9 protein-coding genes are annotated in these 11,793 nt (G+C 65.2%); 7 read left to right on the top strand and 2 right to left on the bottom strand.

The window, feature by feature from the left end:
* Positions 1-15: 15 nt before the first annotated feature.
* Complete coding sequence (locus HHL15_RS21865) at positions 16-2,079, bottom strand: bifunctional 2',3'-cyclic-nucleotide 2'-phosphodiesterase/3'-nucleotidase (protein WP_169147939.1); 2,064 nt, start codon at positions 2,077-2,079, stop codon at positions 16-18.
* Positions 2,080-2,244: 165 nt separating this feature from the next.
* Between HHL15_RS21865 and HHL15_RS21870 the strand changes: the two genes are divergently transcribed.
* Positions 2,245-2,745, top strand: coding sequence for a pyridoxamine 5'-phosphate oxidase family protein (locus HHL15_RS21870; RefSeq protein ID WP_169147940.1), 501 nt, complete (start codon positions 2,245-2,247; stop codon positions 2,743-2,745).
* Complete coding sequence (locus HHL15_RS21875) at positions 2,742-4,100, top strand: pyridoxamine 5'-phosphate oxidase family protein (protein WP_169147941.1); 1,359 nt, start codon at positions 2,742-2,744, stop codon at positions 4,098-4,100. Before HHL15_RS21870 ends, HHL15_RS21875 begins: the two co-directional genes overlap by 4 nt.
* Positions 4,101-4,110: 10 nt before the next feature.
* Here the strand turns inward: HHL15_RS21875 and HHL15_RS21880 are convergent, their stop codons facing one another.
* A complete protein-coding gene (locus HHL15_RS21880; RefSeq protein ID WP_235943583.1) occupies positions 4,111-4,617 on the bottom strand; it encodes a c-type cytochrome in 507 nt (168 codons plus the stop codon).
* A gap of 153 nt (positions 4,618-4,770) precedes the next feature.
* On the opposite strand from HHL15_RS21880, the gene HHL15_RS21885 reads away from it, so the two are divergent.
* From HHL15_RS21885 to HHL15_RS21905, 5 genes are all read left to right on the top strand, one after another.
* The gene (locus HHL15_RS21885; protein WP_169147942.1) at positions 4,771-5,250 is read left to right on the top strand and encodes an NfeD family protein; all 480 of its coding nucleotides are present in this window, start codon (positions 4,771-4,773) and stop codon (positions 5,248-5,250) included.
* Between the two features lie 10 nt (positions 5,251-5,260).
* The gene (locus tag HHL15_RS21890) at positions 5,261-6,121 is read left to right on the top strand and encodes an SPFH domain-containing protein (RefSeq protein WP_169147943.1); all 861 of its coding nucleotides are present in this window, start codon (positions 5,261-5,263) and stop codon (positions 6,119-6,121) included.
* A gap of 55 nt (positions 6,122-6,176) precedes the next feature.
* The gene (locus HHL15_RS21895) at positions 6,177-7,154 is read left to right on the top strand and encodes an ABC transporter permease (RefSeq protein ID WP_169147944.1); all 978 of its coding nucleotides are present in this window, start codon (positions 6,177-6,179) and stop codon (positions 7,152-7,154) included.
* Positions 7,154-8,566, top strand: coding sequence for an ABC transporter permease (locus tag HHL15_RS21900; RefSeq protein ID WP_169147949.1), 1,413 nt, complete (start codon positions 7,154-7,156; stop codon positions 8,564-8,566). The genes HHL15_RS21895 and HHL15_RS21900 overlap by 1 nt, the downstream gene beginning before the upstream one ends.
* Before the next feature lie 126 nt (positions 8,567-8,692).
* A complete protein-coding gene (locus tag HHL15_RS21905) occupies positions 8,693-10,939 on the top strand; it encodes a two-component system response regulator (protein WP_169147945.1) in 2,247 nt (748 codons plus the stop codon).
* The last annotated feature ends 854 nt before the right edge of the window (positions 10,940-11,793 follow it).

Raw genomic sequence — 11,793 nt, forward strand, 5'->3', positions numbered from 1 at the left:
AGCCCCGGGCAGTGCTTACTTCGACAGATCGATGGCGTAGACGCCCAGGCCCTTGCCGGAGCCGTCGTCATCGCTGATCACGCTGATGTTGCCAAGGCCCAGGGTCTGGGCCGTGGCCAGCTTGCCGCCGGCGGACTTGAAGCTCACCGGGCCGGCCGTCGTCACCTTGGTGAAGCGCCAGCTGCGGGCCGCGCCGTCGGTGGCCAGGCTCAGGTTCTTGCGCGCCTTGATGTACTCGATCAGCACGTCCCGGTTGGCATCGGGGGAGGCGTAGATCACGTTGCTGCCGTCCAGGCCCGGGAAGCCGCCACCGCCGGAGCCCCGGTAGTTGTTGGTGGCGATGATGAACTCGGCGGTGGCGTCGATGGGGGCGCCCTTGTAATTGAGGTTCTTGATGCGGCTGCCCTTGGCCTGGGTCACGTCGATCTCGTAGCTCACGTCCGCCGAGGTGAACACGTCGAAGTTGTAGCCTGGGAAGGTCGAGATCAGGGGCTGCTCGGTGGTGAGGGCCGGGTTGATCTGGTTGAAGCGTTCGGCGGCCTTTTCCAGCCAGGCCTTGATGCCGGCACCGGTGACCTTCACCGCATACACGGTGTTGGGGTAGAGATAGAGGTCGGCGGCGTTGTTGATGGCGATGCCACCAGCCTTCACGTCGGTGAAGTCGGTGCCGCCGGCGAAGCCGCTCTTGAAGGGCGCGCTGACCGACAGGACGGGCAGGCTTTTGTAGGCCGGCAGGTTGGCGGCGACGTACTTGCTCACGTAGTCGGCCTGGGCGGCATTCACCACCTGGATGGCCGACACGTCGCCCACGTCGGCGAAGTAGGACGACAGGTTGAAGTCCGACTGGCCGATCGGCGTCTTCACGTAGGCGATCGCCGACTCATGCTCCGTCCTCACCGCGGCGGCGATCGTCGGGTCCACCGCCGCGTAGGTCTTGGCGGTGGCGTCGAGCAGGGTCTTGCGCAGGCTCACCTGGGTCTTGCTGGTGTCGATGGTCCACTTGCCGTTCTTCACCACCAGGCCGTAGTTGATCACGCCCAGGGCCTTGCCCCAGTAGCTGGGCATCACCGCGGGCACGCCGTGCAGGGTGCCCTTCACCTTGTCCACGCCGCTGGCATTGCAGTCACTGGTGGTGCAGGTGGCGTTGGGGAATTCGTTGTGCGAGTGGCCCATCAGGATGCCGTCGATGCCGGCCACCTTGGCCAGGTGGTAGTTGGCATTCTCCATGGTGGCCGAGTAGCTGCGCGAGTCGTAGCCGCCGTGGGAGGCGGCGATGACCAGGTCGGCGCCGTCGGCGCGGGCCATCGGCACGTATTTCTGCGCGGCCTCGACCACGCCCTGCACGTCCACCTTGCCATCCAGCCAGCGCTTGTCCCAGGACAGGATGGGGGGCGGCGTGAAGCCGATCACCGCGACCTTCACCGTGCTCTCGATGTCCTTGCCGTCCTTGTCCTTGCCCTTGATCTTGCGGGTCAGGATCACGTAGGGTTTGTAGAGGGTCTGGCCATCCTTCTTGCTGGTGACGTTGGACAGGACCAGCGGGAAGTCCGGGCCGGCGCAGCTGGCCTGGCTGGACACGGCAGCCATGCCATCCACGTTGAACCTGGCGCCGGTCACCTGGGCCAGGTAGGGCAGGCCGTAGTTGAACTCGTGGTTGCCCAGGGTGCCGGCGTCGTAGCCGATGCTGTCCATGGCCTTGTAGGTGGCCAGCTTCTGGCTGCAGCTCACCGGCGTGACCAGGGCCTGGTAGTCGGCCAGGGCGGTGCCCTGGATGGTGTCGCCGTTGTCGATCAGCACGCTGTTGGGGTAGTCGACGCGGGCCTGGCGGATCAGCGTGGCGGTGCGTTCGAAGCCTACCGACTTGTCCTCGGCAAGCTTGAAGTAATCGTAGCTGAGGACATTGGCGTGGAGGTCGGTGGTCTCCAGGATGGTCAGCTGGGCGGTGGCGGATTCGGGCAGTGCGCTGTTGCCGTCACCGCTGCCCGAGCAGCCGTGGAGCAGCAGGGATGAGGCGATGATGGTGCAGAGGGTGCTGAGGGCGCGCACGGGAACGCCCCGCCGCGAGGATGTGCGAGTCATGGGAAATATCCGGTGGGTTGGAATCGGCGCACCTTAAACACATGGCATGACAGCCTGGTGAAGGGTGCATGACCTTCCCGGGAAGGACTGCCGGTTTCGGGTTGTGCCCCGCTCGCCTCGGGCATTCCTTTCGACTAGATTGACGCTACATCCAAGGAGCCCCGAATGATCGAGACCGATACCCTTGATCCCGCCATTGCCGCATTCATCACCAGCCACCTGTCGATGCAGCTGGCCGCCACCGATGATGCCGGGCTGGCTACCGCGGTGCGCTGCGTGGGGTGCCGGGTGTCGGCGGACAGGCGCCGGGTCACCCTGCTGATGCCGCGCTCCCAGGCACTGCCGGTGCTTGCCGGCATCGCCGCGAACGGCCGGGTGGCTGTCGTCTTCAATGAACCGGAGAGCTACCGCACCCTGCAACTCAAGGGGCGGGATGCGCGCGTCGAGGCGGCCCTGCCGGAAGACGCGGCGGCACTGCTGCCGTATGCCGCAGGCTTTGCCAGGAACCTGGCCGGCCTGCAGGTGCCGGAACCCTATGTGCGGACCCTGGTGAGCTGTGCCCCTGATGACCTGGTGGCGGTGAGTTTCACGCCGACCGAGGCCTATGGCCAGACGCCCGGGCCGAGGGCGGGGCGCCGCCTGGCGCCGGGAGAAATGGAGACATGAGCACCCCGCTGAGCCTGGACCGCCTGCGCCCCTGCCTGGAAGGCATCGTGCCGTCCGGCATTGCCACCTGCGGTGTCGATGGCATGCCCAACATCACCTATGTGTCGCAGCTGATGTACGTGGACCCGGAGCATGTGGCCCTGTCCTTCCAGTTCTTCAACAAGACCCGCCAGAACATCCTGGCCAATCCGGTGGCCACCGTCCTGATGATGGACCCGGAGACCGCCGCCCGTTACCGCCTGACGATCCGCTATCTGCGCACCGAGACGGCCGGCCCGCTGTTCGAGCGGATGAAGGCCAAGCTGGCCGGGATCGCTTCCCACGAGGGCATGAGCGGCATCTTCCATCTGCTGGGCGCCGATGTGTACCGGGTGCAGGGCATCGAGGCCCTGCCGGGCCGGGAGCTGCCGCCCGTGCAGAGCGGGCCGGCCCTGCTGCCGGCGCTGCGCCGCAGCGTGGATGCGCTGAGCGCCTGCCAGAGCCTGGACGGCCTGATCGACGGCTTTTGCTCCAGCCTTGAGCGGAATTTCGGCATCCAGCACCAGATGCTGCTGATGGCCGACGAGCCGGCCCGCCGCCTCTACATCGTGGCCAGCCGGGGGTATGCCCACTCGGGCACCGGCGCGGAGATTCCCTATGGGGTGGGTGTGATCGGCGTGGCGGCCCGCGAACGGGTGCCGATCCGCATCATGTATCCGTCCAGCGACTATGCCTACAGCCGCATGCTGCGGGACCAGGCCGCCTCCAGCGAACTGGCGGAGCGCCTCGAGACGGCGATCCCGCTGCCGGGCCTGCCCGAGCCCGCCAGCCAGATGGCAGTGCCGATCATGGCAGGGAGCAGGCTGGTGGCGGTGGCTTATGTGGAGAGCCGGCAGGAGTGCCATTTTGGCTACGACCTGGAGGATGCGCTGGTGGCGCTGGGGGCCAGCACCGGGCTGGCCATGGCGGCGCTGCTGTGTGCCGAGGCCAGCGCCGAGGATGCCGCCGAGCCGGCACGGAGCCTTGCGGTCGGGGTGCCCTCCGGCGAAGCCCTGCGGGTCCGCCACTTCCTGCGTGACGGCAGTGTCTTCCTGGGTGACGACTACCTGATCAAGGGGGTTGCCGGGGCCATCCTGTGGCGCCTGCTCAGCGATCACCAGCGCTCCGGGCGGCGCGAGTTCTCCAACCGCGAGCTGCGTCTCGACCCGGCCCTGCGCCTGCCGGAGATCTGCGACAACCTGGAGGCCCGGCTGATCCTGCTGCAGCGCCGCCTGCAGGAACGCAGCGATTGCCTGCGCATCGAGAAGACCGGGCGTGGCCGCTTCCGCCTGGATCTGGCCCGCCCGGTCGTGCTGGTGCCGGAAGAAGCGGCCTGACATCGCGGGTTCAGCGGCTGCTGGTCTTGGTGGTGGTCGGCGGTTGGGGGACGAAGACAAAGTGCGGGGTCGGGATCGCCTGGCCCGGGGCAAGGGCGGCAGGGGCGGCCTCGCCGGCGGGGCCGAGGGCGCGCAGATAGCGGTAGATGGCGGCCAGGTCATCCCGGCTCATCGCCTGCAGGGCCGACCAGGGCATGGGCGGGAGGCCATTGCGGCGCGCGCGGGACTGCCATTCGTCCTCGCTGGTCTGGGCTGCGGCCAGGCGCAGATTGGTCGGGTAACTGACGCCCCAGGGGCCGCTGAAGCCGAGTCCAGCGCCGGTCAGGCGCGCGGCTTCGGGGATCTTTTCGCCCTGCTGGGCATAGCCGGGGGTGTGGCAGTCATTGCAGCCGCCGATGGCGATCAGGTAGCGGCCGCGGGCGACGTCGCCCGTGTCGGTGGCGAAGCTGGCGCCGGCGGGGAACAGGGCGGCGCACAGCATGGCGCAGAGGGTGGCGGCGTGGAGGGGTTGGGACATGGTGTTTCTCCGTGTTGAGTTCATGTCGTCAGCTTAGGGGGCGGGCCGTCACGGCATTCTTAATAGTCTGCTCGGAAAATCCTAAATAAACGCTAAGCGCCGGCTGGAACGATCCGACGGGCGGTGAGGTCCGTATCGAGGTGGGCGGGGACAATGCTCGACGTGTGGGCGGAGAAACGGGAGAAGGGCGTGGATTTCGAATGGTGGCACTGGATCGTGCTGGGGCTAGGGCTGGTGCTGGCGGAGCTGGCTATCCCGGCCTTCTTCGTGATCTGGTTCGGCCTGGGTGCGCTGCTGGTGGGGCTGGTCCTGCTGCTCGCGCCGGGGCTCGGGGCGACGGCCCAGGTGGCCCTGTGGGTGCTGGCTTCGCTGGCGATGGTGGTGCTGTGGTTCCGGGTCTTCAAGCGGAGCGAGCACAAGACCCGGATCGGCCAGTCGGATGGCGACACGATCGGCGAGATCGGGCTGATGGCGCGTGCGGCGCAGCCCTTCGAGCGCGGGCGGGTCCGCTTCCAGAAGCCTCTGCTGGGTTCGGAGGAGTGGGAGTGCGTGGTGGATGAGCCGATCGCCGCCGGTGAGCGGGTGCGGGTGGTGTCGGTCGAAGGCAGTTTCCTGAAGGTTTCCAGGGTGTGAGGAGCGAGCGATGAGCAATGCAATGGTGGTAGTGCTGGCGATCCTGGTGTTCGTGGCGGTGACCATCGCGAAGGGTGTGCGCATCGTGCCCCAGGGCGAGGAATGGATCGTCGAACGTCTGGGCAAGTATTTCGGGACCCTCAAGCCCGGCCTCAACATCATCATTCCCTACCTGGACAAGGTGGCTTACAAGCTGGTGACCAAGGACATCATCCTCGATGTGCAGGAGCAGGAGGTGATCACCCGCGACAACGCGGTGATCCTCACCAACGCCATTGCCTTCCTGAAGATCACCGATCCGGTCAAGGCGGTGTATGGGGTGACCGACTTCTCCGAGGCGATCCGCAACATGATCATGACCACCCTGCGCTCGATCATCGGCGAGATGGAGCTGGACGAGGCCTTGTCCAGCCGCGACAAGATCAAGGCGCGTCTGCGCGAGAGCATTGCCGACGAAGCGGTGGACTGGGGTCTGACCGTTAAGTCCGTGGAGATCCAGGACATCAAGCCCTCCGAATCCATGCAGCGGGCGATGGAGCAGCAGGCCTCGGCCGAGCGTGAGCGCAAGGCCGTGGTGACCCGCGCCGAAGGCGCCAAGCAGGCGGCCATCCTGGAGGCGGAGGCGCGCCTTGAGGCATCGAAGCGTGATGCCAGCGCCCAGGTGATGCTGGCCGAGGCCTCGGCGGAGGCGATCCGCCGGGTGACGGCCGCGGTCGGCTCCGAGCCGACACCGATGCTGTTCCTGCTCGGCGAGAAGTACATTGCGTCGATGGAGCGCATGGGGGCGTCGGACAATGCCAAGCTGGTGGTGTTGCCGGCCGATCTGCAGGACGCGGTGCGCGGAATGCTCGGCGGTATCGGAAAGCGCTGACTTGCCTGCCGTCGGGGCTTCGTCATCGGCGCGGCCCCATGTAGCATAGGCGCCCATGTTCGCTTATATCGTTCGACGGCTGCTTTACGCGCCGCTCATCCTGATCGGTGTCAACCTGCTGACCTTCGCCCTGTTCTTCGTGGTCAATACCCCGGAGGACATGGCCCGCATGCAACTGGGCGCCAAGCGCGTCACGCCCGAGGCGATCGAGCGCTGGAAGGTCGAGAGAGGCTACGACAAGCCGCTGCTGCTCAACGCCGGTGAGCAGGGGCTGGCCAAGCTCACCGATACCATCTTCTTTGAAAAGTCCCTGCGCATGTTCGTCTTCGACTTCGGCCGGGCCGACGACGGGCGTGACATCGCCACGGAGATCCGGACCCGCATGGGGCCCTCCCTCGCGGTGGCCTTGCCCACCTTTGTGCTGGGGCTCCTCGTGACCGTTTCGCTGGCCTTGCTGCTGGTGTTCTTCCGTGGCACCTACCTGGATTTCCAGGGTGTGGTGCTGTGCGTGGCGATGATGTCCATCTCGAGCCTCTTCTACATCATCGGTGGCCAGTGGCTGGTGTCGAAGGTGTGGCACCTGGTACCGATCTCGGGCTATGGCGAGGGCGTGGATGCCACCCGCTTCCTTGTCCTGCCAGTGATCATCGGCGTGGTGGCCGGCATTGGCGGCAGCGCCCGCTGGTATCGCACCATCTTCCTCGAGGAGGCGGGCAAGGACTATGTGCGCACGGCCCGGGCCAAGGGCTTGTCGGAGCTGCAGGCGCTGTTCCGGCATGTGCTCAAGAACGGCATGATCCCCATCCTGACCGGGGTGGTGGTGGTGATCCCGTCGCTGTTCATGGGCAGCCTGCTGACGGAATCCTTCTTTGGCATTCCGGGGCTGGGCAGCTACACCATCGATGCGATCAATGCCCAGGACTTTCCGGTTGTAAGAGCCATGGTCTTCATCGGTTCGGTGTTCTACATCGTCGGCCTGATCTTCACGGATCTGTCTTACACGCTCGTCGATCCCAGGGTGAAGCTCGAATGATGGGCGTACAGGCTGTTTTCCTGTGGACCGACCTGCTGCTCTTCGGTCTGGTCGGCTGCGTGGCCCTGGCTGCGCTGGCGGCGCGCCGCAGTGAACCGATGCGTGCTGCCTGGCGGCGGGTGGGCGAGAGCACGGTGGGCATGGTTTCGGTGAGCATTCTGGCGCTCTTCCTGGTGGTGGGCCTGCTCGACAGCGTGCATTACCGCGAATACCTGGCGCCCGGCGCGGGGGCCGCTCCGGACGCGCAGCGTGTGCTGGGCACCGAGGTGCGCAGCGGGCTGGACGCCCTTGCCGCGCCGCTGCGTACCCGGGTCGAGAAGACCTATTCGGCGCCCCTGTCCTACCGGCTCTTTGCCAAGCAGACCCAGGAAGCGGCGGATGGCACCCAGCAGCGGGATTTCCCCCGTCTGAAGTTCGGTGGTGCCCATCTCCAGTATCCGGAAGACGACCATGCCGGCGACGTGCTGGGCCGTATCGGCCTCGGCCTGGCGCTGGCCGCCTGTGCCTGGGGCGTGTTCGCCGGATGCCTGGTGCAGGGTGTTGCGTGGTCGCGCGGCGTGCCTGTCGGCGCCGCCTGGCGGGCGGTTTGGCGCGGCAAGGGCGGTCTGGCCTGGCGCGCGGTGCTGGCGACGCTGGGGGTGTTGTGCCTGATCCTCGGGCCCGTGCTTGCGCTGGCCACCGAATACCACGTGTTCGGAACCGACAAGGTGGGGCAGGACGTGCTCTTCCTTACACTCAAGAGCATCCGCACCGCGCTGGTGATCAGTACCCTGACAACCCTGGTGACGCTGCCCCTGGCGGTGGCGCTGGGGATCATGGCCGGCTATCTCGGCGGCTGGGTCGATGATGTGATCCAGTACCTCTACACCGTGCTCAACTCCATTCCCGGGGTGCTGCTCATCGCCGCGGCGGTGCTGATGATGCAGGTGGTCATCGACACCCATCCCCACTGGTTCGAGACCTCCGCCGAGCGTGCCGATGCCCGCCTCCTGGCCTTGTGCGTGATCCTCGGCATGACCAGTTGGACCGGCCTGTGCAGGTTGCTGCGGGGCGAGACGCTCAAGCTGCGCGAGCTGGAATACGTGCAGGCGGCGCGGGCTTTCGGGGTCTCCACGGCGCGCATCCTGTCGCGGCACATCCTGCCCAACCTGATGCACCTGGTGCTGATCGCCCTGGTGATGGATTTCTCCGGGCTGGTGCTGGCCGAGGCCGTGCTGTCCTACGTGGGGATCGGGGTGGACCCGAATACCGTGAGCTTCGGCACCATGATCAACGCGGCCCGCATGGAGCTGGCCCGCGAGCCGATGGTGTGGTGGAGCCTGATCGCGGCTTTCATCTTCATGTTCGTGCTGGTGCTGGCGGCCAACCTGTTTGCCGACGTGGTCCGCGACGCCTTCGATCCAAGGGCCTGACACACCCGTCAGGATGCTCGCCGGGCGGTCACGGAGCCGCCCTTTCTAAAGCTGCAAGGGAGTGTTGCCGATAGTGTTGATGGAACGGGGAATGCCTGCCCACCATCGGACACTGGAATACTCTTGATGAATATGCTGGTCAGTACTGCGTCGGATGAACTGCTTGCCTTCCTCGAGGATGATGGCGGAGTCCTGGCGCCTTCGCAGCTCGGGACGTGGCGTGTGCTGGTGGTCGACGATGACGCCGAGGTGCATCAGGCAAGCGTCTTTGCGTTGAACGATGCGGTGATCTGCTCCCGTCCCGTCGAGCTCCTGCATGCCGGATCTGCGGCGGCTGCACTCGATATCCTGCGGACGACGCCGGAGGTCGCGGTCATCCTGCTTGATGTCGTCATGGAAACCCATGATGCCGGCCTCGAGCTGGTGCGCCGGATCCGCCAGGAGCTGGGGCTTGCCGACATCCGCATCATCCTGCGCACCGGGCAACCCGGTTATGCGCCGGAGCTGAGCGTGGTCCGCGATTACGACATCAACGATTACCGCACCAAGTCCGAGCTGACCCACACCCGACTGCTCACCACGCTGACTGCCGCCATCCGCTCCTACCAGCAACTCCGTACGCTCGAGGAGGCGCGCACCGGGCTGGCCTTCCTGGTGGAGAGCGGCAACCAGCTGTTCGTTCCGCGGGATCTGAAATCCTTCGCAGAAGCCACCCTGGGGCATCTGGAGGTACTGCTTGGCCGATCGGTCAGCGCACTGTTCCTTGGCCCGGCAGGGGGTATTGGCGATGGCGGCAAGGAATCCCTCGAAGTGCTGGCCGGCCGGGGCACGTGTCTGGACGAACTGGGATGCAGCCTCGAGAGCGTGGTCCGCGCGGCCCCGGGCGGGCTGCTCGTCAAGGCGCGGGCGCGACGTGCCCATGTCTTTGAAGAGGGCGCGGCCAGCCTCTACCTGGGGCAGGTCCATGGCCTGGATGCGCTGGTCTACCTGGAGATACCCGGTGTCTTCACGCCGCTGCTACGGCAGTTGCTCGAGGTGCTGTCGGTCAGCCTGAGGGTGGGTTTCGAGAATGTCGTGCTGTTCGAGCGCCTCAACTTCTTTGCCTATTTCGATCCGTTGACGCGCCTGCCCAACCGGACGCGCTTTCTTGACAGCCTGGACGAAGGTCTCGCCGGGTTTGCCGACAAGGCATGGATCCTCGCCATCATCGACGTTGTCCGCTTCTCGGAGCTCAACGACGCACTCGGCCATCGCAGCGGCGATCTCCTCCTCACCGAAGTCACCACACGCCTGAAGGCCCGCGTAAGCCCCGAGGCCTTGCTCGCCCGGGTGGCGGGTGACGCCTTCGGCGTCTGCTGGCGGCCGCAGGACGAAGAGCCGGCGGCCATCCTCGATGTCTTCTCCGCGCCCTTCGTGGTCCGGGGGCACGCGGTGCCGCTGCGCGCGCGCGCCGGCTTTGCCCACATGGCCCAGGTGCCGGGTGGGGCCGTCGAACTGCTGAAGAGGGCCAACCTCGCCCTCAGTCACGCCAAGATGGAAGGAGACCAGCACTGGCGCTTCTTCACGGAAGAGATGGAGTCCAGCACCCAGAGCCGGGTCCAGCTGCTCAACGAGCTGCGCTCCGCCCTCAACTCCGGGAAGGGGCTGGAGCTGCACTATCAACCCCAAGTGTCCCCCTTCGGTGGCCGGATGATCGGCTGTGAGGCATTGATTCGCTGGATCAAGCCCCACGGGGAGTTCGTCGCACCGGACAAGTTCATCCCGCTGGCCGAGTACACCGGGCTCATCGTCGAGATCGGCGACTGGGTGTTTGCCGAAGCCTGCCGGCAGATCATCCGTTGGGACCGGAGTGGCCTCCCCGGCTTCCGGGTGGGAATCAATATCTCCGCCGCCCAGTTCCGCGAAGCGGATTTCGTCACCAAGATTGCGGCAGTCATCGCCGAGACAGGAGTCGATCCCGCCCGGCTGGAGCTGGAGATCACCGAATCCGTCGCCATGGACGACCCCGAGTCGGTTGCCCGGCAGCTCAGGGAGCTGAAGTCCCTGGGGCTCAAGGTGGCGGTGGACGATTTCGGCTGCGGCTTCTCGTCACTGGGCACCCTCAACAAGCTGCCTTTTGACCGGGTCAAGATCGACCGGGCCTTTGTGCGCGAGCTCACGCCGGAAACCTCCAACGAGTGCATCGCCCGGCTGATCGTCAAGCTGGCCCGCAGCCTCGGGCTGGACGTGATCGCCGAAGGCGTGGAAACACAGGAACAGGCGAGCCTGCTGGATGAAATGGGGTGCAAGGAAATGCAGGGCCATCTCTATGGTCGCCCCATGCGCGCCGACGCGCTGGAAGACTGGATGCGGTTGCGCGGCGAGCCGTCCTGAATCACCGACTGCCGCGGCGCATGCCAAGAGGTCCCGCCCCCGCTGCAACTGCATCCGATCAAACTCCGGCGTCCCTTGGTTCTGGACTGTCGCATTTTCGCGTCTACATTCAATATTGAAGGTGCCGGGTCTCATGCTGACAGCGCTGCGAAGCATGTTGACGGCGCTGCGAAGCATGTTGACGGTTCTGTGGAGAATGTTGACTGCTCTGCGAAGAATGTTGACGGTTCTGTGAAGCATGTTGACTGCTCTGCGAAGAATGTTGACGTCGCTGTGAAGCATGTTGACTGCGCTGTGAAGCATGTTGACGGTTCTGCGAAGCATGTAGACGCCGCTGCGAAGCGTGCAGGCTGTTCTGTGACGCAAACCGGTGCGGATCGGTGGGGAGGGCGCGTGGAGATCTGACGACTTGCCGGGGCCAATCTCTCTCTTTATGGGCCCATCACTTTTTTCAAATGAATAAAATGATCGCCCCTGTTGCAGGGGGTCGATAGATCTGTATAATTCGGCCTCTTCGCTGCAGCACAAACGGCAACGTGGTGCTGAGGTGGTGAAGGGGTTCCGGATGTGATCTGGAATCTGCGTTGAGCGGTTTTGTTTTTGAGCGGTTTTCTGCTGGAAACAAATGCTTGACAGGGTTTTAAAGCTCTGTAGAATGCGCACCTCTTCGCTGCAGTGCAAACGGAAACGTAGCGCTGGAGTGGTGGAGAGGGGTTCTGGAAGAAGTTTCCGGGTCCTGCGGATCAAGGCTTTGTTGTTCGGCGAAATGCCTGGAAAAACAAAGTTCTTGACGGAGACAAAAAGCTCTGTATAATGCGCACCTCTTCGCTGCTGATGCAGCAGTTCTTTAAAAA

The organism is Zoogloea dura (genome assembly GCF_012927165.1).
Lineage (GTDB): Bacteria > Pseudomonadota > Gammaproteobacteria > Burkholderiales > Rhodocyclaceae > Zoogloea > Zoogloea dura.